Here is a 24,417-nt window from a genome sequence, read left to right as displayed (position 1 = left end):
GTGCTCTCAGCGGCGTCCCTATACGGAATCGATGGCCCTCTCAGAGGCGTTCCTGGACGTGGTCGGCGCACTTGAGCGCGAGTGCGGCGATGGTGAGCGTCGGGTTGAGTGCGCCGCCGTACGTGAACGTCGACGAGGAGGCGATGGAGAGGTTCCGGAGGTCGTGGGTGCGTAGCTGTGGGTCGACGACGCCGGATTCGGGGTCGGCGCTCATCCTCGTGGTGCCCATGTGGTGGAACGCGGGCCCGGTGTTCTCGGGGCCGACGGTCCACCCGACGTCGACGCCGAGTTCGTCGAGTATCTCGCGCTGGCGGGCGTTCGCGGCGCGCAGCGTCGCTCGCGTCCGGTCGTCGAGACGCCAGTGGACGTCGGGAACGGGGTTGCCGTGGTCGTCGGTGACCGCGGAGTCCAGCGTGACGTAGTTGTCCTTCCGCGGGGGCTGGGCGGCGAGGCCGCCCATCGCGATGGCGTTCCCGTAGCTCGCGCGGAGTTCGTCGAGGAGGTCGTCGCCGAACGAGTCCGCGTCGAGTGCGAGTTCGACCGGACTGGAGCCGGCGTAGTTCAGGAACTCGAGCTTGAACGGGCCGCGGTCGTCGGTGACGTCGTCGTAGAACTGGTGGGTCTCGCTCGTGAGGAACCCGACGTGGTTCTGTCGCGTGGGTTCGTCGAGTCGGCCGCCCATGCCGGCGAAGAGGTGGTCGTGGAAGTACCGCCCGACGAGGTTCGACGAGTTCGCGAGGCCGCGGGGGTATCGCTCGCTCGCGGAGAGGAGGAGCAGTCGCGGTATCTCGATGCCGCCGGCGGCGAGGACGAACTCGCGGGCCGCTTGGCGGTGCTCCTCGCCGTCCGGCGTCGCGTAGACGGCGGTCGTCACGGCGTCGCCGGCGCGGTCGTGTTCGAGCCGCTGGACGGGCGCGCGGTCGACGACGCGCGCACCCTCGTCTTCGGCGCTGTCGACGTGGACGGTCGCGTCGTACTTCGCGCCGCTCGGGCAGACGGGCTTGCACGTCCCCCAGCCCTGGCACGCCGCGCGGCCGTCCCTCGACTCCGAGTTGCGCGCGTTCGGGACGGTGTGCATCGTCACGTCCAGGGCGTCGCAGGCCTCGGCGAACAGCGAGTCCGAGTAGCTCGGCGGGAACCCAGGCATGGGGTACGGTTCGTCCCGCGGTGGCGCGTAGGGGTTGTCGCCGGCGGTGCCGGCGACGCCGAGTTCGTCCTCGGCGCTCGCGTAGTACGGCCGGAGGTCGTCGTACGCGAGTGGCCACGGGTCGACGCCGGCGGCGCGCGCGTGCTCGTCGAAGTCGCGCTCGTGCAGGCGGAACACCATCCCCTGCCAGTGGAGGGTCGTCCCGCCGACCCCCTTCACGCGCGCCGCGTTCAGCGGGTACCCTTTCTCGCCGCTGGACGTGTACGCGTCGCGCTCGCCACCCATGTCCCAGACCTCGCGCGGATGGTAGCTCGGGCGGATGTCGCGCTCGACGCGGTCGATGCGCTCGCCGCGGTCGAACCGCGGCCCGGCCTCCAGGACGACGACGTCGTGCCCCGCGCTCGCGAGGCGGTCCGCGACGAGACCGCCCGCGGGGCCGGCGCCGACCACGCAGACGTCGACGCGCTCGCTCGCCGACCGGTCGCGGCCGTCGCCGACGCCGCCGTCCGTTCCCGGCCGCGTCATGCTCCCTCTGTGCCGTCGCTCGCGCCGTCGGTCACTCGGCCGGGCCCGCGCTGGTAGCTGTCCGTCCCGCCCGGGAACCCCTGTGGGTTCTCGAGGCCGACGAGCCGGCCGCCGGTGTCGGTCGTGTAGAGCGCGTACAGGAGCTCGTTCACGAGGTAGTATCGTACGCGCTCGGCGGGCACGCCCTCGGGGTCGGGGTCCTCGACGTCGACGCCCATCTCGTACAGCACCGTCTCGGCGGTCTCGGCGCTCAGGTCGACGTAGTCGCTGTCGTACCACTCCCGCGTGTACTCGTCGAGCGCGGCGACGGCGGCCGCCATCCCGGCGCGGTACGCGTCGTCGTCCTCGCTCCGCGAGAGCGCGTACGTGCGGACGAACGACTCGACGTTCTCCAGGTCGCTCGGGTACACGGCGCGGCCGACGGCGACGGTCGTCGCGAGCGCGTGGCCGTCGAACGGCGGCGGGTCGTCCTCGCTGCCCGTGAAGCGATCCGCGACGACGCCCGCGCCGACGACGACGCCCGCGGCCGCGAGCGCCCCCATCGCGTCCCGACGCGTCAGCTCCATGTTCACGCGTCTTAGGCAAACCTAAACCTTGAGTCTTGTCACTCGCCGCGCTCGCTCCGGCCCGAACCGCTCGCAGCGGTCGGCAGTCAGCAGTCGGCGGTCAGCAGTCGACGCTCAGCGTTCCGGAACCGAGACGGTGTGGGAGAGCGCGCCGACGCCCTCGACCTCGACGCGGACGTCGTCCCCGTCGCTCAGGCGGCCGACGCCCGCGGGCGTCCCCGTCGCGACGACGTCACCGGGCTCGAGCGTCATGTACGTCGTGATCTCCGCGAGCAACTCCGGCACCGAGAACACCATCTGGTCGAGCGACCCGTCCTGCTTCCGGTCGCCGTTCAGGAACGACCGCACGTGTGCGTCCTCGGGGACCTCGTCGGGCGTCGCGACGACGGGCCCGATGGGGGCGGCGCCGTCGAACGCCTTCCCACGCACCCAGTTCGTCTCCCGGCGCTGGTCGTCGCGGTTCGACACGTCGTTCACGCACGTGTAGCCCGCGACGGCGTCCATCGCGTCGTCGACGTCGAGGTGCTTGGCCTGCTCGCCGATGACGACGCCGAGCTCGGCCTCGAAGTCTAGCCGGTCCTTCCCCGCCGGGAGCGTGACGTCGGTCCGGTGACTCGCCACCGCGTTCGGCGGTTTCAGGAACAGGAGCGGTCGGTCGGGGACGTCGTTGTCCATCTCGTCGGCGTGCTCGACGTAGTTCCGGCCGACGCACACGACCTTCGACGGCTCGCACGGCGCGAGGACGTCGACGCTGTCGACGTCGTAGGTCGCACCGGCGAACGAGACGGTGTCGTCGTCGTGGTACTCGCCGCGCCGGACCGCACCCGCTGGGTCCCGGAAGCGAACGTGCTTCATACCCGTGGCGTCGCCCGACTCCGAGGTAGGCGTTCCGGAAGCGGCGAGCGCTTACCACGCTCCCGACGCCCGACCGCTCGCGCTCGTCGCTCAACCCTCGTCGTATGCACGAGCGAACGCGTCGGGGAGACGCGCGTACACCTCGGCGTTCGCCGCGAGGGCGTCGACGGTCGTGTACTCGTCGAGCGCGTGGACGGTGTCGGTACCGAGTGCGAACTCGACGGTCGGGATGCCCGCGTTCCGCAGGGTCTTCGTGTCGCCACCGCCGGTCGCGCTCCGTCGGTGCACGCGCTCGCCGACGACGGCTGCCGCGGTCTCGGCGGTCGCGGTCGCGATTGGGCCGTCGAGGGGGACGTACGTGCCGCGACTCCAGGAGACGTCCGTGAGTTCGACGCGGTCGTGCTCGCGCAGGCACTCGCGGATGTCCGCGAGCACCGCCTTGGTGTCGACGCCGGCGACGACGCGGACGTCGAGGCGTGCGCGAGCGCTCTCGGGGACGGCGTTGATGGTGTCGCCTCCGCGGAACTCGCCGAGGTTCGCGGTCGGGTGCCTGAACGTGTCGCTAGCGGCTCGGTCGCCCATGATGGGTGCGTAGTAGTCGACGGACCGCTCGACGATGGCGTCGACGTCCGCGGGAACGTCGAGCGGTCGCTCGGTGAGCGAGTCCCGGAGGTGCGTGACGGCCGCCCAGAGTTCGTCGACGGCGTTCACGCCGAGCGTCGGCCGCGACCCGTGCGCGCCCTCGCCGGTGGCGTCGAGCGTCAGCCAGATGCTCCCGCGGTCGGCGACGGTGACGGAGTGACGGCCGCCCTCGCACGTGGTCTCGCCGATGACGCAGCCGTCGGCGTCGAGGGCGTCGACGACCGACGGGAGTCCCGCGTCGCCGCCGGTCTCCTCGTCGCTGACGACCGCGTACGCGAGCGTCACCGGCGGGCGTTCGTCGACGGCCCGGTAGGCGCGTGCCGCGTGCAGCATCGCGGCGAGCGGGCCCTTCATGTCGGTCGCGCCGCGGCCGTAGACCCGGTCGTCGCCGTCGACCGTCGCGCGCTCCCCGAGCGGGTCGTACGCCCACTCGCTCGCGTCGTACCCGACGGTGTCGAGGTGCCCGTTGTAGAGCAACGTCAGGTCGCGCTCGCCGGCGACCTCGAACAGGAGGTTCGGTTTCGCCGGGTCGACCGACGACTCCCGGACCGTGACGTCGACGGCCTCCATAGCGTCGCGGACGACGGACGCGACCGCGGTGGTGTCACCGGGCGGGTTCTGCGAGTCGGCGGCGAGCAGGTCCCTCGTCAGGTCGACGAGCGCGTCCGTCGTCTCTCCGACGTACTCGACCGCCGCGGCCGTACTCCGCTGCAGTCCCTCCGACTCGTCGGTCATGTCTGTCTCGATCTTCGCGCCGAGGCGTGATAACGGTTCTCGGGGACGACGCCGGGGTCTGGACGGCGATAACGAAACCCTTTAATTTTACCACCCGGAATGAACTGGTACGCGCTCCGTTGGTGTAGTCCGGCCAATCATTTCGGCCTTTCGAGCCGATGACCTGGGTTCAAATCCCAGACGGAGCACTTCTCCCGACGCCAACCGCCGAGCGATAGCGAGGCGGTTGCGCGGAACGAAGCGCGGACGGCTGGGATTCGAGTCCTACCAGTCGCGCGCAGCGAACGAACGTGAGCGAGCACGCCTGGTTTCGGTTCAAATCCCGGACAGAGCATCTTCCTGCTTCCATCGACCGCGAGCGGAGCGAGCGGGACCGCCTCCTATCGGTTCAGATTCCAGCCGGAGCGCTTCTCTCGACGAGCAACCCACGGAGCGTCGCGAGCCGTCCTCGTACTGGTTCGTGGTTCTTGGTCCGTTCGCGCCGGTTCCGTCCGCTCTGCTCTGCCGTCTCTGCTCCGACGTCTCCGTTCCGCTAGCTTGCGGAATCCTCGGGTTGGGACTTGCGGGTCGTGCCCTTCGAGGTGGCCCGCTCCCGATATGTGGTGGTCGTGAACGTGTCTGTCGACACCACACCACATGCGTGGTGGGTATAATTCCGAACGATTTAATTACTTCAGGTTATTCAAAATGGGTATGGCTTCCCTCTCGTTCGAACCGGCGACGTACGACGACCTCGACCCCGAGCGGCGGCCGAGCCTCCGGCAAGCGCTCGTCCCAGTTCTCGGCGTCGTCCTCTCGCTCGGCATCGGGTCCGGCTACCTCCAACTCGCACCGCACGCGCCACTGCTCTGGAGCATCGTCATCACGGCAGCCGTCGGCACGTACTGGCTCGGGTACACGTGGAGCGACGTCTACGACGGCATCGCACAGTCGCTCCTCACCGGACTCCAGTCCATCCTCCTCCTGTTCGTCATCTACGCCCTCATCGCGACCTGGATCGCCGCCGGCACCATCCCCGGCCTCATGCAGTACGGACTCGACCTCCTGACGCCCACCGTGTTCCTGCCCGTCACCGCACTCCTCGCGGGCGTCGTCGCGTTCGCCATCGGCTCCTCGTGGACGACCGCCGGCACGCTCGGCGTCGCGTTCGTCGGCATCGGCTCCGGCCTCGGCATCCCCGTCCCCATGACCGCCGGCGCCATCCTCTCCGGCGCCTACGCCGGCGACAAGCAGTCGCCGCTCTCGGACACCACGAACCTCGCCGCGGCCGTCACCGACACCGACCTCTACGACCACATCCGCGCGATGCGGAACGGCACCGTCGTCGCGTTCGGACTCGCCGTCGCCCTCTACGCGATACTCGGCCTGCGCGCCGGCGGCACCATCCCCGCCGGCCGCATCGCCGACATCCAGACGGCCCTCGCCGGCATCTACGACCTCAGCCCGCTCGTGTTCGTCCCGCTCGTCGTGACGTTCGGACTCGCCCTCGCCGGCTATCCCGCGCTCCCCACGCTCGTCGCTGGCGTGTTCGCCGGCGTCGCCACCACCGTCCTCGTCCAGGGCGTCGCGTTCACCGACGCCTGGACGGTCTTCCTCAACGGGACGGGCCCGGAGACCGGCCTCGAGGTCCTCGACGACCTCCTCGAGAGCGGCGGGCTCACCGGGTCGGCGTGGACGATATCCGTCGTCGTCCTCGCGCTCTCGCTCGGCGGCGCACTCGAACGCACCGGCGTCCTCGCCGTCCTCGCGCACGAGGTCGCCGAAGCCGTCACGAACCGACGGACCCTCGTCGCGAGCACCGGCGCGTCCGCCATCGCCGTGAACGTGTTCTCCGCCCAGCAGTACATGAGCATCGTCGTCCCCGGCATGACGCTACGGAACCTCTACGACGAGTACGACCTCGACTCCGCGGACCTCTCGCGCGCCATCGAATCGGCGGGCACGCCCACCGGCGCGCTCATCCCGTGGCACGCCGGCAGCGTCTACATGGCGGGCGTCCTCGGCGTCGCACCCTGGGCCGGGACGTTCGGCCTCGCCGGGTTCGCGCCGTACTACTTCTTCGCGTTCCTCTCACCGCTCGTGCTGTTCGCGAGCACGCTCCTCGACCGCGGGTTCGTCACCAGTCCGACCGTCGACGAACGACCGACTGACGCACCACCGGCTGACGACTGAGGGACAGACGAACGCGACCGGCCGACTACCCACCCACTACTGACCGACAGCCGACGACTGACTGAACGCTGTCGACCGGGTGCGCGCCATCGCAGCGGGGAGCCGTCACGCGTCGCGTGGGTCGAGTGCGTCCCGAAGCCCGTCGCCGAGCGCGCTGAACGTCATCACGGTGAGCGCGAGCGCGATCGTCGGGAACACGGGCGTCCACCAGACCTGCGGGAACGCGGCCTGGAGGCCGTTGAATCCGTTCGCGATGGTCTCCCCCCAAGATTCGTTCATGATGTTGTTCATGCCCATGTAGGCGACGGCGGTATGCAGGAGGATGAGGAGCGGTATCATCCGCGTCAAGGCCGTGATGACGGTGCTAGAGACGTTCGGGAGGATGTGCTCGCGGATGACGTGCCGGTCGCTCGCGCCGGCGTTCTTCGCGGCGAGCACGTACTGGTCCTGTTTGCGTTGAACGGTCTCGCTCCGGACGAGACGGGCGATACCACCCCACGAGAACAGACCGAACACGAGGACGAACAGGAACAGCGTCCGCCCCCAGAACGCGAGGACGAGGTAGACGACGAACGCGGGCACGGCCTGCTGCGCGTCGACGTACCCCATCAGCGTGGTGTCCGTGCGCCCGCCGTAGTAGCCCGCGAGCACGCCGACGACGGTCGCGAGCGGGACGACGAACAGCGAGATGACGAACGCGAGCTCGACGACGACGCGCATCCCCGAGACGACGAGCGCGGTCAGGGGTTTCCCGAGCGCGTTCGTCCCGAGCGGGTACTGGAGGGTGCCGTGACAGCGGCCGTCCGCGACCGTCCCGACGCAGTCGGAGACGTAGTAGTTCATCGGCGTGCTCGTGAACGCCGGCGGCTGGCTCTGGGCGGCGGTGTCGATCGACGGCGGGTAGAGGACGGGCCCGACGACGCCCGCGACGAACACGAGCGCGAGGAAGACGAGCGAGGCGGTCGCGAACCGGTCGCCCCGCAGCCGTCGCCAGTACAGTCGCGTGAGCCGCGGCCGTCGGACGAGCGGAACGGCGACGAAGCACGTGGCGACGAGCACCGCGGTCACGAACAACCACTCGATGCCGGTGACGTTCCAGTACAGGGGGAGGAGCTGCTGGCCGAACAGCGAGACCGTCGGCCCGATGCCCTCGAACGTCGGTTGCTTCGCCTGAACGACGAAGTAGTCGTAGAGGACGCCCGCAGCGAGCACGGCGGCGCCGAGGAGGAAGACAATCGTCCGTTTCCGGAGGCCGCGCCGGGACGGCTCGATAGCCTCCCAGTCGACGGTCTGGAACGCCGCGACGTCCGCGGCGTCCGCGACGCCACCGTCCGTCTCGGTCGCAGCGGTCGCCGTGCCGTCAGTCTCGCGGTCGGTCATGTGAGTCGTCGTCACCATCGTCGGCGCGAGACGGTAAAAGTCATTCAGAGGGTCAAACGAGTATTTGATGCTTCACACGCTATTTGGTGTCGTAACACGCATCCACGGTCGATGCAGGGTCGCGGCACCGACGACACCGCTCGACGGGCGCTCGCCTGGAGGCGATCATGGTGAACCGGCGGTTCGTCGCACGTCGGGCGCTGTTCGCCGTCCTCTCGTTCTACGGCGTCGTCACGCTCGTCTTCCTCGTGCTCGCGCTCGGCCCGGACCCGACCGGGACGCTCCGCGTCGCGAGCGGCGACCTCCAGACGCTCCTGTCGGCGAGCGACGGCGGCCAGTCGTTCCTCGCGCGGTACGCCGGCTTCCTCTGGGACGTCACCACCCTGAACTGGGGGCAGTCGACCGCGGGCTTCGAGCAAGGTCCCGCGGTCACCGCACTGCTCGCGAAGCACCTCCCGTACACGCTCACGTACGCGGTCCCGGCGGTCGTCGTCGGCGTCACCGGCGGTATCGGCCTCGGCGTGTTCGCCGCGGTCAACAACGGCGGGTACGTCGACCGCGTCATCCAGTCGATCGGGTACTTCGGGTTCGGCATCCCGAACTTCTTCGTCGCCGAGGTCGCGCTGTTCGTCCTCGAATCCGAACTCGGCCTCATCGACTTCACGCTCGGCCGCATCAACCCGAAGTTCTACGTCGTCGGCGAAACCGTCGACATCTGGCAGCCCAGGCACCTCGCGGAGTTCGGCGTCATCGCCGCGATCCTCGCGCTGTCGCTCGTCGCCGGCCAGCTCCGGTACGCGCGCTCGGAGTGCCTCGAGTACGTCACCGCGGACTTCGTGAAGCTCGCGCGAGCGAAGGGCGCGAGCGAGTACCGCGTGATGCTCCACGTCCTCCGGAACGCCGCACTCCCGCTCATCGCGATGTTCCTCGCGGACCTCGTCACGGTCCTCGTCGTGCACGTGTTCGTCCTGGAGTTCGTGTTCAACGCCCCCGGAATCGGTCAGATGGGCATCCAGGCCGTCAAGGCCCGGAATCTCCCGTTCGTCATCGGTATCACGATGACGGTCGCCGCCGTCGGCGTGTTCGCGAACTTCGTGCAGGACGTCGGGCTCGGGTACGTGGACCCGCGGACGGACGCGGAGTGACCGGCCAGCGCCGGCTCGACGGGAGTGACCGGCACGCACGCCAGCTCGACGGCAGTGACCGGCACGCTCCTCGACCTCGCGGCGGGGCCCGCGAAGCGAAATCGTTTTCCTCGCGCTGCCGTTCCTTCGAACCATGAGCGACAAGCCGGCGTCGATGTACCGAGAGATCTCGAAGCCGCCGTACACGCGGCGCGAGTACATCACGGGCATCCCTGGGTCGAAGATCGCACAGCACAAGATGGGCGACGCGGAGAGCGACGCCGACGACTACGACGTCCAGATCAGTCTGCGCGTGGACGAGGAGCTCCAGATCCGCCACGGTAGCCTGGAGGCGGCGCGCCTGTCGGCGAACCGTCACATGATCAAGACGCAGGGCGAGGGGAACTACAAGATGATCCTGCGGAAGTTCCCGCATCACGTGATCCGGGAGAACAAGCAGGCGACGGGCGCGGGTGCGGACCGTGTCTCCGACGGGATGCGTCAGGCGTTCGGGAAGGTCGTCGGGACCGCGGCGCGCATCCAGGACGGCGAGCGGCTGTTCACGCTGTACTGCGACGTGGACCAGGCCGAGGCCGGCAAGGAGGCGTTCCGACGCGCGTACAACAAGATCAGTCCGCCGTGCCGCATCGACGTCGAACGCGGCGAAGAGCTCCTCATCTCCTGAGCGAACGCGGTCGTTCGCTCGATGCCGACGCCGGAAGCGACGTCTACCGACGGGGCGAGCACGGCAGCCTGGGGAGACCGACGGCCGTGCTCACGCTCCGGTCCTCATTTCTCTCGCGAGGCCTCCGGACCGCCAGTCCGCGACTCGGCGAGCGTGCTACGAGCGCTCAGGGCGGTGCCTGCGGCGAGCGCGCCGATGCCGAGCGTCCCGGTGAGTGCGACCGCGAACGCGGGAATCCCCCCGATGAGAGGGGCGTCGACGGCCAGCAGCGCGGTCAGGACGGCGAACGCCCCGGTCAGCGACCGGAGGGTCCGAGCGTTCGAGCGTGCGGCACTCGCCTCCGCGTCGAGGTACGGGTCGAACGTGTCGAGGGACGCTTCGGGGGTGACGACGCCCCGGTCCTTGTCGTACTCGACGAGCCCGTAGCTCGCCATCGACGGCAGGTGCGTCTGGACGAGCGACGTGTACACGCGCTTGCGCTGCCGGTGGTCGAGCCGGTCGGCGTCGACCCCGTACTCGATGCCGGCGACCGCGCCGGTAAGGTCGCGCACCGTCGCCGCGTCCCGGGCGCGAAGCACCTGGATGACGGAACGACGGCGTTCGTTGCTGAGCGTATGGAATATCGCGTCCTGGTCGAGTGTCATAGGTCGCTGTTGGTCGGTGTTCGTCGAACGGTCGCGGCGAGTGCGAACAGCTGTCGGTGGGGCGTTTCGTCGCGAGCGAGGATTCGCGCGAGCCGGCCGCGGTGGTCGTCCCGGATCCGACCACTGAACGGAGCCGGATACTCACCGTACCGTCGCGAGGACGACGCTTAAACGTTCGCGTGAGGGCGGTAACGGTCGATTACCGCCCGCGGGACGCGATCATCGAGTCCTGCTGCGGTCGCGCGACGAGATGACGTCGGCGGTCTCCGTCGCGTCGCACCGGTCGAGTCGCCGCTCTCACCGCCGGGTCGCGAGCACCGGCCGGTCACCCGGCCGGACCTCGAAGCGAGCGCCGTCCGCGTCGGTGTCAACGTCGACCACCCAGTCGTGCGCGTTCACGATGTCCGCGACGATTGAGAGCCCGAGGCCCGTCCCGCCGTCGCCGGAGACGCCCTCCTCGAACAACGACTCGGCGACGTCCTCGGGGATGCCGGGGCCGTCGTCGGCGACGAAGAAGCCGTCCTCGTCGGGGAGCGGTCCGACGGTCACCGTCACCGTCACCGTCAGCGGCGCGTCACCGGAGGCCGTCCGGGAGCCGGTCGCCGCGTGCTCGACCGCGTTCCGGAACAGGTTCTCGAAGACCCGCGAGAGGCGCGTTCGGTCCGCGACGACGGTGCCCGGTTCGACCGAGAGCGCCGCGTCCGCCGTGTCGACGACGTCCCACGCTTCCTCGGCGAGCGTCTCGAGCGATATCTCCGAGCGTTCGGTGACGTCGTCGTCGCGAGCGAGCGCGAGGACGTCGTCGATGATGCGACGCATCCGGTCGTGGGACGTCCGTATCTCGTCCACCGCCGGGTCGTCGACGGTCTCCTCGAGGAGTTCCGCGTAGCCGTCCGCGACGTTCAGCGGATTCCGGAGGTCGTGACTGACGACGCTCGCGAACCGCTCCAGGCGGTCGTTCGTCCGTTCCAGGTCCGTCATCGTCGCTTCGAGCTCGCGTTCGCGTTCCTTCCGCTCGGTGACGTCGCGCGCGTTCACGACGATACCGCCGACGCTCGGGTCGTCGATGAAGTTCCGGCCGACGGCCTCGTGGACGTGCCAGTCCCCGTCGGCGTCCGGCAGCCGGTACTCGATGCGTTCGACCGCACCGGACTCGTCGACGCTCGCCTCGAACACCGCCCGGAGGTCCTCGGCGTCGTCCGGATGCACGAAGTCGAAGACGACGTTCCCGACGATGGCGTCCGGCGGGATGCCGAGACTGCGCTCGACGGTGGGGCTGATGTACTCGACGACGCCGTCCTCGCCGAGGACCGTGACGATGTCCGACGAGCGCTCGATGAGCGCCTGGAACCGGCGTTCCGTGCGCTTCTGCTCCGTGATGTCCCTGAGGACGACGAGCGTCCCCTCGACCTCGGGGAGGTCGGACACCGTCACGTCCACGTACCGCCGGTCGGTCCCGTGACCGCGGACGAGTTCCTCGCGAGAGTCGGTCCCGACCTCCGATCCTTCGACGACGTCGTCGAGCGCCGGCGCGACCGACGCGAGCGGTTCGCCGACGAGGTCGTCGGCGGCCCCCAGCAGGTCGCTGGCCGCGTCGTTGCTGTCGACGATGACGCCTGCTCCGTCGTAGACCACGTACCCGTCGCGCATCCGCTCGACGACGGTGTCGCGGGCGGTCGGTGCCAGGTCGAAGAACCGATACCGGGAGATGGCGACCGCGAACGCGAGCCCGGATATCCCGAGGACGACCGACGTCAGGTTCACCGTCAGGTCGACGATATCCAAGACGAACACAGCGTTCGCGACGACCGGAAGGAGGCTACCGCCCACGAGGAGGGCTGCTTGCCCGCGGTACGTCTCGTCGTCGAGCCTGACGAACCGTAGGAAGACGATCGCGCCAGTGACGACGAGCGCATACGAGTACGCGGAGTGCAGGACCCACAACGGGCCGGCTTCGCGAGAAAGCAGCCAGAACCCGGGGTCGTTCGTGAGGGCGAGGTCGGCGAAATAGAGGGTGTGCCCGTGCGTGAGCGTCGTCGCCAGCCCGACGAGGACGACGACGGGCTCGACCGCGAGTGCGGCGAGCGTCCGCCGCGTGATGTAGTCGCCGTTGTCGGTGTAGGAGAGCGCGAACGTCAGCCAGGCCGTGGGAACGACGACGGTTGCGACGTTCGACACGGCAAGCAGGAGCACCTTCGTCTCGAAGCCGACGACCGAGATTCCAATCGCGTGCGTGACCGACCACGCTCCCGCAGCGCCCATCAGAACGGCGAAGTACCGGAGGGACTCGCGGTTACGCGTCGCCGTCCGATAGCGGACGACCGCGTAGACGCAGAGACCCGCGGAAACGACCGCTGACAGCAGTAGCAACTGGACGTACGCCGTCATCTTGGTCGTCATGGTCTCGCCCCGCCGACAACGGCTGGCTGGATGCCCGAGTTAACGGATGACATCGGTTTAACTTGAACGGCCCGGCCGAGGCCGAGAACCGTCCGTCGCTTTCGATACTACTAACTCGCGGCTATCGGTACTTCGAGGTGAGTTACATCATGAAGCTTCAGGAATTCCAAGGGAAGCAGGTCTTCGCGGATGCCGGCATCCCGGTCCCGCCGTCGAAGCTCGCGTCGACAGTGGACGAAGCTGTCGACGCGGCCGACGACATCGGGTACCCGGTCGCGATCAAGGCCCAGGTCCAGGTCGGTGGTCGCGGGAAGGCAGGCGGTATCAAGCTCGTCGAGGACGCTGAGGAGGCCCGCGAGGCCGCCGAAGCCATCATCGGGATGGACCTCAAGGGCATCCCCGTCGAGCGCGTGCTCGTCGAGGGCGCCGTGGACTTCGTGAACGAGCTGTACGTCGGCGTGACGATGGACCGCGCCGAGGGCAAGCCCGTCGTGATGGTGTCGACGAAGGGCGGTGTCGACATCGAGCAGGTCGCCGAGGAGGAGCCCGACGCGATCGTCCGCGAGCACGTCGACCCCGTCTACGGGATGCATCCGTATCAGGCACGGAAGGCCGTGTACGACGCCGGCGTCGAGGGCGACGTCGCGCTCGACGTCGCGAAGATCGTCCAGACCGTCTACGAACTCTGGGACGAGAGCGACGCGAGCGAGGTCGAGATCAACCCCGTGATGGTGACGAGCGACCGCGAGGTCGTCGCCGCGGACGCGGTGATGAAGATCGACGAGGACGCGATGTTCCGCCAGCCGAAGTTCGCCGAGATGGAGGACGAGGCGAACGCGGGCGGTGACGAACTCGAGCAGAAGGCCGACGAGTACGGGTTCGACTACGTGCGTCTCGACGGGAACGTCGGCATCATCGGGAACGGTGCGGGCCTGGTGATGACGACGCTCGACCTCGTCGACCACTACGGCGGGAAGCCCGCGAACTTCCTCGACATCGGTGGCGGTGCGAAGGCCGAGCGCGTCACGAACGCGCTGGACATGGTGTTCAGCGACGAGAACGTGGACTCGGTCGTCTTCAACATCTTCGGTGGTATCACGCGCGGCGACGAGGTCGCTCGCGGTATCAACGAGGCCTTGGAGCAGTTCGAGGAGATCCCGAAGCCGGTCGTCGTCCGGCTCGCGGGGACGAACTGGGAGGAAGGGATGGAGATCCTGAACGAGGACCTCGTCGAGGTCGAGAAGACCCTCGAGGCCGCGGTGCAGCAGGCTGTTGCGAACGCCGAGGAGGTGACCCAGGAATGAGCGTGCTAGTCGACGACGACACGAAGGTTATCGTGCAGGGTATCACGGGCGGCGAGGGCAAGTTCCACGCCGGCCAGATGATCGAGTACGGGACGAACGTCGTCGCCGGTGCGGTCCCCGGCAAGGGCGGGCAGGAGGTCGACGGCGTCCCGGTCTACGACACGGTCGACCGTGCGGCGCGCGAGCACGACGCCGACGCGAGCGTCGTGTTCGTGCCGCCGGCGTTCGCCGGTGACGCCATCTTCGAGGCGCTCGACGCCCCAATCGACCTCGCGGTCGCCATCACTGAGGGCGTTCCCGTGCAGGACATGGCGAAGGTGAACAAGCGGCTCGGTGAGGTCGACACGCGCCTCATCGGCCCGAACTGTCCGGGTATCATCACGCCCGGCGAGGCGAAGCTCGGTATCCTCCCGGGGAACATCTTCGAGTCCGGGAACGTCGGGCTCGTCTCCCGTTCGGGGACGCTGACCTACCAGGTCGTCTCGAACCTCACGAACCGCGGTATCGGGCAGACGACCGCCATCGGTATCGGCGGCGACCCGATCATCGGGACGACGTTCGTGGACGCGCTCGAGGACTTCGAGAACGACCCGGACACCGACGCGGTCGTGATGTGCGGCGAGATCGGTGGCGAGGACGAGGAGGCGGCGGCGCGCTACATCGGCGAGCACATGGATACGCCGGTCGCTGGCTTCATCGCGGGCCGCACCGCGCCGCCGGGCAAGCGCATGGGGCACGCGGGCGCCATCGTCTCCGGGAGCGGCACCGGGACGGCGCAGTCGAAGATCGACGCGCTGAACGACGCGGGCGTCCCCGTCGGCGACACCCCCGAGGAGGTCGCCGACCACATCGAGAGCTTCCTGTAACCCGAACCGACCGGCGCAAGCCGGATGCCGAGCTGGAATCTTCTCGTTCTTTCGACGACGTCTCGACCCGGGAGCGCGGGCCGGAGAGGCCCGAGCAGGAGGCGTTGGTTCGCCGCTCGGACGGCTGGGGTCCGCACCGGAACAGTCAGGTTCTCACCCGAACAGCCAGGCTTTCAGTCGCGCGAGCAGGCCGCTGGGTTCGTCGTCGCTCTCGTCGTCGTCGGATGCGGCCGGTTCGCTCGCTGCGGCGTCCGTGCCGTCGCCGGGTTCAGCTACGGGGCCGCTGTCGGCGAGCGGGCCCGCCGTACTCGTGGACTCGCCGACCGGTCCGGCGCTTGTCTCGACGTCGCCGACGTCCAGGTCGACGTCGCCGATGTCCGTGGTGTCCTCGCGGTCCGCGGCGCCTTCGGTCGTCGGCCGGCCGAACGAGTCGTCGTCGGTCTCGGCGTCCGCGAGCGCTTGTGCCACCTCGTCGGCCGACAGCGGCTCGTCGTCCGCGCCCTCGTCGACGGCCGTACTTTCGTCGACGGCCGCGCTCTCGTCGACAGCCGCGCCAGTGGTCGCCCCTCCCTCGTCGGCGTCCGCGACGTCCGCGTCGTCGTCGACCGTGGGGGACTCCGCTCGGTCGTCCGCGTCCACGTCGCGATCGGATTCGGTTCCGGCGTCGAGGTCGGCGGCGGCGTCCGCGAGCGCGTCGACGTCCGGCCCCGGCGTCGAGTCGCTCCCGGTCGGATCGCTCGCCGCCGACGAGTCAGTGGTCGTCGCGACGGTCGCGTCGTCGCTCCCACCAGTGCGTTCGCCGACCGCGTCGTCTTCGTCGACCGTTTCGGTCGACTCGGTGTCGGTGCCGGCGTCGTCCCCGTCTACGGCCCCGGTGCCGGTCGTGGTCGCGCTGTCGCCGACGGTCGATGTACTGTCACTGACTGTCGACGTTCTCTCGGTGACGGTCGTCGTACTCGGCCCGGGCGTGCCGTCGTCGCCGTCATCGTCGTCGTCGAAGATGTCGTCGAGCATGTCGTCGACGCTCTCCTCGCTCACGTGCGTTCGCGGCCCGCCACCGGATGCGTTCGATGCGGCGTCGACGTCGTCGTCGACCGAGCGCTCGGAGACGTACGTCTTCGGGCCGGCGTCCGCGGTGTCGCGGTACGCGTCGCCAGCGGCCTCCGCCAGTTCGCTCGCACGGTCGTCCGCGTCCGATGCCGCATCGCTCCCGTCGGCGTCCGCGACGTCCGCGGCCGCGTCCCCCAGCGCGTCGACGTCCGCCGCGTCCGAGGCGTCCGGCGTGTCAGCCGGCGCGTTCTCGCCGTCGTCACTCCCGTCAACGGGCTGTTCGTCCGGAGAGTCCGCTGGTGCCGACCCGGCGTCCACGTCGCCGTCGTCGGCAGCGTCGTCGCTCATGCATCAACCGAACGCGGGCCCCACCAAGAAACTTCCTGGCACGACCGCATCGACCGCCGTCGACGACCCGTCGCTCAGAACAGGTTCTTCAGCCAGCCGACGAACCGACCGACGACACCCTTCGACGACGACTCCTCGCCGTCGGCGGTCGCGGACGACTCGGCCGGCGGGGACGTCGTCGACTCCGCCGGTTCGGTTGACGAGGCCGCGTCGGCCGTACTGGCGTCCGCCGACGGTGCATCCGCCGCGGTCGCGTCCGACGGTTCGTCCTCGCCGGCCGCCGTCGCGGTACCGCTCGCAGAATCGGCTTCGAACAGGTCGGCCTCCGTCGTCTCCGCCGCTGCCGGCTCGGCGTCCGCGGGCTCGGATTCGGTCGGCTCCGCCTCAACGTGGTCAGCGTCCGCGGACTCGGCTTCGGTCGGCTCCGCCTCGACGGGGTCGGCGTCCGCGGACCCGGATTCGGTAGACTCGGACGCCGCGGCCGCCGGTTCCGGTTCTGCGTCAACCATCTCGCCGGGCGTGGCGTCAGCGGTCGCGGAGTCTGCCGTTCCGGGTTCGGCCTCCACGTCTGCTTCCGCGGGCTCGGACTCCACCGGTTCGACGTCCGCGGTCGGTCTATCCTCCGCACTCGCGTCCACACTCTCGCCGGACGACGACGCCGCAGCCGGCTCGGACTCGACCGATTCGGGCTCGGCTGCAGGTTCGGGCTCCGGCTCCGGTTCGGGCTCTGGTTCCGGTTCTGGTTCCGGCTCGGTTGCAGGTTCGGGCTCCGGCTCCGGTTCGGCCGTCGGTTCGGACTCTGGCTCAGCCGCAGGTTCGGGCTCCGGCTCCGGTTCGGGTTCTGGCTCAGCCGCAGGCTCCGGTTCTGGTTCCTGCTCGGTTCCCGGCTCGACCGCGGGTTCCGGCTCGGTTGCAGGCTCGGGCTCGGCCACGGGCTCTGGTTCCGGCTCTGCCGCGGGTTCCGGTTCCGGCTCGGCTTGTTCGAACGGCGAGTCGCCCGCGTCCACGGGCTCACCGCCTTCGGCGATGTCGCTCTCCATCGACGCGAAGACGTCGTCGAGGCTATCGTCGACGGGACTCGTCGACTCGGGCTCGGGTTCGGGCTCCTCTTCGTCCGTCGCGAGGATGTCGTCGATGCTCTCGTCCGTCGTCAAGAGGTTCCCGATGGCTTCCTCCTCCTGCTCCTTCGGTATCTCGTCCGGGGGTTCGACGTCGGCCGCGTCGTCACCGACGTCCAGGGGAACGAAGGCCGCTATCTGGTCGTCCGCGAGCAGGTCGCCGCCGGCGAACGAGATGCCGTCGCCGAGGTTCGACGTCAACGACTCGAGATTGGATTCGTTGACGAGCACGAACCGCCAGCGGTCGTCGTCCGAAAGTCGAACGAACGTCAACGGGGCGCCGTCGAGGACCGCGGACTCGATGGCGTCCAGTATCGCCGGATAGTTGTCGGTCCCGAGGTCGTGCGGTGGGAACGAGAAGGAGAGCTCGCGGACGTTCCCGGACGGGTCGGCGACCTCGATCGTCCACGGTTCCGGGTTCGGGCCGCCCGCGGTGAGCGGGTCGTCGTTCGCGTCCGCGGTAGAGACCGAGCCGCCGATAGCGGAGAGGACGGCGTCGAGTTGCGTTCCAACTTCGCTCTCGTCGAAGTCCCGTGGCGCGTCGATACCGCGCGAGGAGTTCGAGAGGACCTTCAACAGCGCGTGATGCGCGTCGCTCGCTGACGGGTTGTCCGGAAGCGCCTTCGCGACCACCTTCCGCGGGTCGACGTCGTCGGGCACTTCACCGCCGGCGTGAATCGCTCGAATCTCGTCGTTCGACAGCCCAAAACCGCGACAGATTTCGACGTACGCAGAGAGCGCTGAGTCACCCGTCATTTACGATATCGGACCCATAGCTCGGGAAGGAATTAAACCTGACCCCCGAACGGCGCGACCTCACCCCGTGAGGATGGAGCGGATGCGCGACGCGAGACCGCCCCCGTCGTCGTCGGAATCGCTCTCGTCGTCAGCATTGCTCTCGTCGTCGGCATCGCTCGCCTCGTCGCTCGCTGCGGCGTCATCGCTCACCGCGGCGTCTTCGCGCTCGCCGTTGCTGGCTTCCGGTTCGTCGGAGACAGCAGGTTCCTCCCCGCGGTCGGCGGTCGGCTCGTCGACGCTCTGCGCGACGTCCGCGTCCTGGGCCGGTTCCGTCGACGCGTCCTCGCTCTCGGCCTCGAACTCGGTGGCGTCGGCGGCGAAGTCGTCGGCGTCAGCGGCGTCGAACGTCGCGGCGCGCCCGTCGAACGGCTCCGAACTGTCGTCCGTGAGCGCGAACCCGTCGTCGTCGTCGGTTGTCACCGCGTCAGCACTCGGTGTGTCGTCGTCGGCCGTCACCGCGTCCGTACTCGACTCGTCGTCGGCCGCGACTGGGTCGCTCCAGCCGTCGGTCGACGTGTCGTCGTCTGGCGCGAACAGCGAATCGACGTCGTCGGCCCCGGTCGCGTCGTCTCCTGTCTCCACCCAGAGGAAGCCGTCGGCCTCGCGGCGCTCGGTGAGCAGGAGGTCGTCGAGCGCCCCTTCGTCAGCGCGGATGGACTCGTCGATCTGGTCGACGTGCTCCGCCTCCTCGTCCGCACGAGCCATGATCTCGTCCGGTGACTCGTCGCCGAGTTCGTCGACGGCGTGTGCCTGGTCCGCGTCGTCCTGTTCCTCCCGGAGCTGCGCGAAGAGTTCGTCGGCGGTCGTGTCCTCGGCGTCCGGCGCGACCGTCTCGGAGCCCGGTGTAACCGTCTCGTCGTCGGACTCTCCGTCGTCGATGGAGATGTCCGTGTCGTCGGTGGCGAAGAGGTCCTCCACGTTCAACGTGTCGGGTTCACCGCCGTCGGCAGTAGTTCGGGTAGATTCGGACATCGGGTGATTGGTTAACGCACCTGTTCCGCGGTAAGTTAAATTTTCCTCATCCCGGTCACGCATATTTTCGAGGGAGCAACGGCGACCGCGGTCGTTAACTTCGGCGGTTCCGTGGGCGACGGTATGCGATTCGGCGTCATCTCCACGGCGAACATCGGACTGAAAGCGGTCGTGCCGGCGATCGAGCGAAGCGAACACGTGGTCGCCGCCATCGCGTCGCGCGACGGGACGCGAGCGAGCGCGGTCGCGGACGACCTCGGTATCGACCGTGCGTACGGCTCGTACGAGGCGCTGCTCGCGGACGACGACCTCGACGCGGTGTACGTCCCGCTCCCGAACGCGATGCACGCGGAGTGGACGAAGGCGGCGGCGGACGCGGGCCTGCACGTCCTCTGCGAGAAGCCGCTGGCGGTCGACGCGGCCGAGGCACGCGACCTCGTCGCGTACTGCGAGGACGCCGGCGTCACGCTCATGGAGGCGTTCATGTACCGGTATCACCCGCGGACGCGCCGAGCACGAGAGATCGTCGCGGACGAGCTCGACGCGGTCCGTGGCGCGTACGCCACGTTCCAGTTCCCGCTCCGCGGGCGCGCGGACGACATCCGCCTCGACCCGGACCTGGCGGGTGGGAGCCTCATGGACGTGGGGTGTTACGCGGTGAACGTCACGCGGACGCTCCTCGGCGAGCCCGACGCGGTCTCCGCTCGAACCGTGGACTCGCGCGACTGTGGGGTCGACACGCACGTCGCCGCACGGCTCGAGTACGGTGGTGCGACCGCGCAGGTGTCGGCGAGCTTCGACACGCAGGACGTCCAACGGTATCGCGTCGAGGCCGAGAACGGGTGGCTGGAAGCACCGCGGGACGCGTTCAACCCGCGCGGCGACACGGTCGAACTCGAGTACGCCGTCGACGGCCGCGAGGTCCTGGAGACGTTCGACGCGGGCGACCAGTACCGCCGTCAGGTCGAGCGCTTCGCGGACTGCGTCGCGTCCGGCGAGTCCCCCGAGACCGACGGCGACGAAGCGATTGCGAACATGGCCGTCATCGACGCGATCTACGAGAGCGCCGAGTCGGGCGAGCGCGTCGTCCTAGACTGACCCGCCGGCGTTCTGGACTCCTTCACTGGCGTGGGGGACCGACCCACTCGAACGTCGGTCGCGAGATTCCGGTCAGTCGATGATGCGCTCGAGTTCGCGTGCGACCGCTCGGGCGCGTCGGTCGAACGCGTCGGTCTCCGGGTCCTCCCACGTGTCGAGGCCGCTGACGGCACGGCTGACCGCGACGAGCCGGTAGAGGTCTCGGAGCGGGAACGTCGGCCCGAACGGGAGCGGTTCGTAGAGCGCGTCCCGGACGGGCGTCGGTTCGTCGACCGCGCTGGTGAGGAGGTACTCGAGGTTCGTCGCGGTGAACGCTACTGGCCCGAGCTTCGCTCTCTCCAGGTCGACGACGCCGGCGAGGCCGTCGACGGACGCTGGCGGGCGGCCGTCCGGCGCGAGGAGGTTCCCGGGCGAGAGGTCGGTGACGACGATGGAGGGCGACGGGTCGCTCGGGAGCCGATGCCGGTTGGCCCGGAAGTACTCGAGAGCGTCGGGCGCGACGCGCTCGATGGCGGGGTGGTCGACCGGAGACTCGAAGTGCTTCGTCGCGTACGCCGCGACCCACTCGTCGAACGCGTCGTGGCCAGCGGTGAGGTGCGGGCGACCGTCCACCGTCTCGTCGCGCTTGACGTTCCCCCAGCCGGTCGCCGCGTCGGCCGGGAGCGCGTCGAACGCGGCGACGACGGCGCCGAGGAGGGAGACGCGGGCCGGGTCGGTGAGGTTCTCGACGTCGTCGAAGTCGCGCGCGAGCGGGTCGCCGTCGCAGTGCTCCGTGGCGACGGCCGGCGGACGGTCGTCGCTCCCGGGGTCGAACCCGAGGACGGCCGGAACGGGGAGCGTCGTGTACGCGCGGAGTGCGCGAGCGGCGGCGACGCCCCCACGGAGGTGTTCGGGGTGCGAGAACGTCCCGACCTTCAGGACGAACCGTTCGGCGCCCGCGTGGGGTGGGTCGACGACGAGGACGTCGTTCACGCCGTCGCCGACGGCGGTCAGGGCGGTCGCTGGAAGGTCGACGGGGTCCGCGACGACGTCGAGGTGGGCGAGTATCCGACGGACGTCGTCGAGCGCGAGCGCGTCGGCGGCGAACGGCATGAGGGCGCGTTCGCGGACGGCGCTGGTAGACGTGTCGGTCTCACGTCGTCCCTTCTCACGCGTCGTCGCGGAACCGGTCGACGGCACGCTGGACGTGCCGTGGGCCGGAGCCGGCGAGCATCGACCGGTCCCCGGGACCGCTCTCCACGTCGGCCTGGGTCGGGAGGACCGCGCGGACCTCCTCGAGCGTCCAGAACCTCGCGTCGGCGGCGTCGTCGCCCGGTTCGACGTCGCCGGTCGCGGCCGACAGCGGCGCGGCGTAGTTCATCGAGACCGTCGCGTCGCCGGACGCGAACCGGAGGTGGCCGTTCCCGATGGGGTGGAGGGCGTCCGGGTCGACGGCGAGCCCGGTCTCCTCTTCGAGTTCGCGCGCCGCGGCGACGGCCGGCGGTTCGTCGACGTCGACGTGACCGCCGGGGAGTGCCCACGTCCCCGCGCTCGGCGGGCGGCCGCGTTCGATCAGGAGGACGGCGTCGCCGTCGACGACGGTTGCGGCGGCGACCGGCACGGGGTTCCGGAAGGCACGGAGTTCGCAGTTCGGACAGTGCGGGACGGCCGACCCCTCGACGTCGACCGCATCGAGCTCGTCGCGACAGTGCGGGCAGTACGTCGGCCGGCTGGCGTCGAGCGTGTACGCCATCGCCCGGACCTCTCGCTCGTCCCGTGAAACGATTTCGGTCGCGAGCCTTCCCGCTCGCCGGTCGCTCCGCGACCCTCGCGCTTACCGTCCCGTCGCTCGAAGGGTCGAGGGATGAGAGAGTTCGAGGGCGTCGTGTTCGACGTGGATGGAACGCTCTTGCGGGGTCAGACGGCGATTCCTGGTGCGGCCGACGCGGTCGCGGCGGTCCGGGACGCCGGTGCGAGCGTCGCGTTCGTGACGAACAATCCGACGCGGACGCCGGAATCGTACGTCGGAAAGCTCCGCGCGGCGGGGGTCGAGGCGACCGCGGACGAGGTGGTGACGAGCGGGTCGTCGACGGTCGCGTTCCTCGACCGCGAGCACCCCGGCGACGCCGCGTTCGTCGTCGGCGAGGACGGGCTGGCGTCGCAGGTCGCGAACGCGTCGCTCGACGTGGTCGACGACCCGACGGCGGCGGACGGCGTGGTCGCGTCCATCGACCGCGAGTTCACGTACGGGACGCTCACCGACGCGCTCACCGCGTTCGACGCTGGCGTCGACTGGTTCGTCGGCTCGGACCCGGACCGCACCATCCCGACCGACTCGGGGCTCGTCCCGGGGTCGGGCGCCGTCGTCGAATCCGTCGCCGCGGTCGCCGAACGTCGCCCGGACGCCGTCCTCGGGAAACCGCATCCGTTCACGGTCGACCTCGTCTTCGACCGCCTCGGCTGCGACCCCGCTCGCGCGCTCGTCGTCGGCGACCGCCTCGACACCGACGTCGCGTTCGGCGACCGCGCCGGTGCGACGACCGCGCTCGTCGAGACGGGCGTCGCAACTCGCGCCGACGCGGCCGCGAGCGACGTCACGCCGGACCACGTCCTCGCGGACGTCACCGGCATCCTCGATATCGCGTAGGGCTCGATATCGCGGACGGGAAGCCCGGAGCGGCCGGTCCCGGCGTGCTGGAACGCCGGCGCACATTTTTGTATTGTGCGAGAGAACGCTCGAATTATGACGACCGGAATCGAGTACGACGACTTCCTCGACCTCGAGTACGAACCCCGCGACGACGACCTGGTGTGCGAGTTCACCATCGACCCCGCCGATGGGATGTCGATGGAGGCCGCGGCGAGTCGCGTCGCGAGCGAGTCGAGCAACGGGACGTGGGCGGCGCTGCACGTCGACGAGGACGAGCTCACGGACCTCAGTGCGGTGGCGTACATGATCGGGAACGACGACCGCGTCAGCGTTGCGTACCCCGCCGCGCTCTTCGAGAGGGGATCGATGGCGCAGATCCTCTCGTGTATCGCGGGGAACATCATGGGGATGAAGGCCGTCGACAGCATCCGGCTCGAGGACTGTTACTGGCCGGAGACGATCGTGGACGGGTTCCCGGGGCCGCAGTTCGGGACGAGCGTCGCGAGCGAGAAGCTGGACGCTGGCGACCGGCCGGTGCTCGCGACGGTCCCGAAGCCGAAGGTCGGGTTGTCGACGGACGCGCACGTCCAGATCGCGGAGGACGCGTGGCGCGGTGGCGTCGACCTCCTGAAGGACGACGAGAACCTGACGGACCAGCCGTTCAATCCGTTCGAGGAGCGCGTCGAGCGCGCACTCGCGAAGGCCGAGGAGCTCACGGAGGAGACCGGGGAGAAGAAGGACTACCTCGTGAACGTCACCGCGGAGACCGAGGAGATGATCCGGCGCGCGGAGTTCGTGCACGAGCACGGCGGCGGGTTCGTGATGGTGGACGTCGTGACGTGTGGGTGGTCGGCGGTGCAGACGCTCCGCGAGCACTGCGAGGACATGGACCTCGCCATCCACGCGCATCGGGCGATGCACGCGGCGTTCGACCGCATGGACCACCACGGCGTCTCGATGCGCGTGCTCGCGCAGGTCGCACGCCTCTGTGGCGTCGACCACATCCACACGGGGACCGCGGGGCTCGGGAAGCTCGCGAACGAGGACACGCCGGGTATCAACGCGTGGCTGAAGAGCGACCTCCACGAGCTGAACGACGTGCTCCCGGTCGCCTCCGGCGGCCTGCATCCGGGCGTGACCGACGCGCTCATCGACGCGCTCGGGACGGACATCGCCATCCAGGCCGGCGGCGGCATCCACGGCCACCCCGACGGGACGGAGGCGGGTGCGCGAGCGCTCCGGCAGTCCGTCGAGGCGACGATGCAGGACGTCCCGTTGGACGAGTACGCGGAGGACCACCCGGAGCTCGCGACCGCGCTCGACAAGTGGGGCGCGGAGACGCCGCGGTAGGGACGCGCT

20 protein-coding genes and 1 tRNA gene are annotated in these 24,417 nt (G+C 69.6%); 9 read left to right on the top strand and 12 right to left on the bottom strand.

Annotation, left to right across the window (positions count from 1 at the left end; genetic code table 11):
• Positions 1–40: 40 nt before the first annotated feature.
• From SM754_RS14555 to SM754_RS14540, 4 genes are all read right to left on the bottom strand, one after another.
• Positions 41–1,672, bottom strand: coding sequence for a GMC family oxidoreductase (locus SM754_RS14555; protein ID WP_323676967.1), 1,632 nt, complete (start codon positions 1,670–1,672; stop codon positions 41–43).
• Positions 1,669–2,238: a twin-arginine translocation signal domain-containing protein gene (locus tag SM754_RS14550; protein WP_323676966.1), complete on the bottom strand. Its 570-nt coding sequence runs from the start codon at positions 2,236–2,238 to the stop codon at positions 1,669–1,671. The genes SM754_RS14555 and SM754_RS14550 overlap by 4 nt, the downstream gene beginning before the upstream one ends.
• A 114-nt stretch (positions 2,239–2,352) precedes the next feature.
• Positions 2,353–3,093, bottom strand: a complete 741-nt coding sequence (locus tag SM754_RS14545; protein ID WP_323676965.1) for a fumarylacetoacetate hydrolase family protein — start codon at positions 3,091–3,093, stop codon at positions 2,353–2,355.
• A 90-nt stretch (positions 3,094–3,183) separates the two neighbouring features.
• Positions 3,184–4,470: a M20 family metallopeptidase gene (locus tag SM754_RS14540; RefSeq protein ID WP_323676964.1), complete on the bottom strand. Its 1,287-nt coding sequence runs from the start codon at positions 4,468–4,470 to the stop codon at positions 3,184–3,186.
• A gap of 113 nt (positions 4,471–4,583) precedes the next feature.
• Between SM754_RS14540 and SM754_RS14535 the strand changes: the two genes are divergently transcribed.
• Positions 4,584–4,658: transfer RNA gene (locus SM754_RS14535), tRNA-Glu, on the top strand.
• Positions 4,659–5,163: 505 nt separating this feature from the next.
• Positions 5,164–6,642, top strand: coding sequence for an arginine/ornithine antiporter ArcD (gene arcD / locus SM754_RS14530; protein ID WP_323676963.1), 1,479 nt, complete (start codon positions 5,164–5,166; stop codon positions 6,640–6,642).
• Between the two features lie 105 nt (positions 6,643–6,747).
• Here arcD and SM754_RS14525 read toward each other — a convergent pair whose 3' ends face one another.
• Positions 6,748–8,022: an ABC transporter permease gene (locus tag SM754_RS14525; RefSeq protein ID WP_323676962.1), complete on the bottom strand. Its 1,275-nt coding sequence runs from the start codon at positions 8,020–8,022 to the stop codon at positions 6,748–6,750.
• A 170-nt stretch (positions 8,023–8,192) separates the two neighbouring features.
• On the opposite strand from SM754_RS14525, the gene SM754_RS14520 reads away from it, so the two are divergent.
• Positions 8,193–9,167: an ABC transporter permease gene (locus tag SM754_RS14520; RefSeq protein WP_323676961.1), complete on the top strand. Its 975-nt coding sequence runs from the start codon at positions 8,193–8,195 to the stop codon at positions 9,165–9,167.
• A gap of 133 nt (positions 9,168–9,300) precedes the next feature.
• Positions 9,301–9,831, top strand: coding sequence for a 50S ribosomal protein L16 (locus tag SM754_RS14515; RefSeq protein ID WP_323675291.1), 531 nt, complete (start codon positions 9,301–9,303; stop codon positions 9,829–9,831).
• 104 nt (positions 9,832–9,935) lie between these two features.
• Here the strand turns inward: SM754_RS14515 and SM754_RS14510 are convergent, their stop codons facing one another.
• Complete coding sequence (locus SM754_RS14510; RefSeq protein ID WP_323676960.1) at positions 9,936–10,475, bottom strand: DUF7344 domain-containing protein; 540 nt, start codon at positions 10,473–10,475, stop codon at positions 9,936–9,938.
• 297 nt (positions 10,476–10,772) lie between these two features.
• Positions 10,773–12,875 (bottom strand): histidine kinase N-terminal 7TM domain-containing protein, encoded by a 2,103-nt coding sequence (locus tag SM754_RS14505; RefSeq protein ID WP_323676959.1) that lies wholly within the window; start codon positions 12,873–12,875, stop codon positions 10,773–10,775.
• Between the two features lie 149 nt (positions 12,876–13,024).
• Here SM754_RS14505 and sucC point away from each other — a divergent pair, with 149 nt between their 5' ends.
• Positions 13,025–14,179 (top strand): ADP-forming succinate--CoA ligase subunit beta, encoded by a 1,155-nt coding sequence (gene sucC / locus SM754_RS14500; RefSeq protein WP_323676958.1) that lies wholly within the window; start codon positions 13,025–13,027, stop codon positions 14,177–14,179.
• Positions 14,176–15,045: a succinate--CoA ligase subunit alpha gene (gene sucD / locus SM754_RS14495; protein WP_323676957.1), complete on the top strand. Its 870-nt coding sequence runs from the start codon at positions 14,176–14,178 to the stop codon at positions 15,043–15,045. The genes sucC and sucD overlap by 4 nt, the downstream gene beginning before the upstream one ends.
• Before the next feature lie 153 nt (positions 15,046–15,198).
• Here the strand turns inward: sucD and SM754_RS14490 are convergent, their stop codons facing one another.
• From SM754_RS14490 to SM754_RS14480, 3 genes are all read right to left on the bottom strand, one after another.
• Positions 15,199–16,443 carry a midas domain-containing protein gene (locus SM754_RS14490; RefSeq protein ID WP_323676956.1) on the bottom strand — a complete coding sequence of 415 codons (1,245 nt, stop codon included), beginning with the start codon at positions 16,441–16,443 and terminating at the stop codon, positions 15,199–15,201.
• A 74-nt stretch (positions 16,444–16,517) separates the two neighbouring features.
• Positions 16,518–18,317, bottom strand: coding sequence for a prolipoprotein diacylglyceryl transferase (locus SM754_RS14485; protein ID WP_323676955.1), 1,800 nt, complete (start codon positions 18,315–18,317; stop codon positions 16,518–16,520).
• A gap of 60 nt (positions 18,318–18,377) precedes the next feature.
• Positions 18,378–19,331 carry a hypothetical protein gene (locus SM754_RS14480; RefSeq protein ID WP_323676954.1) on the bottom strand — a complete coding sequence of 318 codons (954 nt, stop codon included), beginning with the start codon at positions 19,329–19,331 and terminating at the stop codon, positions 18,378–18,380.
• A gap of 123 nt (positions 19,332–19,454) precedes the next feature.
• Between SM754_RS14480 and SM754_RS14475 the strand changes: the two genes are divergently transcribed.
• Complete coding sequence (locus SM754_RS14475) at positions 19,455–20,429, top strand: Gfo/Idh/MocA family protein (RefSeq protein WP_323676953.1); 975 nt, start codon at positions 19,455–19,457, stop codon at positions 20,427–20,429.
• Positions 20,430–20,501: 72 nt separating this feature from the next.
• On the opposite strand, the gene SM754_RS14470 is transcribed toward SM754_RS14475, so the two are convergent.
• Entirely contained in the window at positions 20,502–21,521 is a 1,020-nt protein-coding gene (locus SM754_RS14470; protein WP_323676952.1) for a phosphotransferase family protein, read from the bottom strand.
• A 55-nt stretch (positions 21,522–21,576) separates the two neighbouring features.
• On the bottom strand, positions 21,577–22,161 hold the full coding sequence (locus SM754_RS14465) for an NUDIX domain-containing protein (RefSeq protein WP_323676951.1): 585 nt from the start codon (positions 22,159–22,161) through the stop codon (positions 21,577–21,579).
• A 111-nt stretch (positions 22,162–22,272) separates the two neighbouring features.
• Here SM754_RS14465 and SM754_RS14460 point away from each other — a divergent pair, with 111 nt between their 5' ends.
• Positions 22,273–23,055, top strand: a complete 783-nt coding sequence (locus SM754_RS14460; RefSeq protein ID WP_323676950.1) for an HAD-IIA family hydrolase — start codon at positions 22,273–22,275, stop codon at positions 23,053–23,055.
• A gap of 96 nt (positions 23,056–23,151) precedes the next feature.
• On the top strand, positions 23,152–24,408 hold the full coding sequence (rbcL, locus tag SM754_RS14455; RefSeq protein ID WP_323676949.1) for a type III ribulose-bisphosphate carboxylase: 1,257 nt from the start codon (positions 23,152–23,154) through the stop codon (positions 24,406–24,408).
• The last annotated feature ends 9 nt before the right edge of the window (positions 24,409–24,417 follow it).

The organism is Halorubellus amylolyticus (assembly GCF_034808145.1).
In the GTDB taxonomy this organism is placed as follows: domain Archaea; phylum Halobacteriota; class Halobacteria; order Halobacteriales; family Natrialbaceae; genus Halorubellus.
The sequence above is the reverse complement of the archived record's forward strand: the minus strand, read 5'-3'. Positions and strand labels throughout refer to the sequence as shown.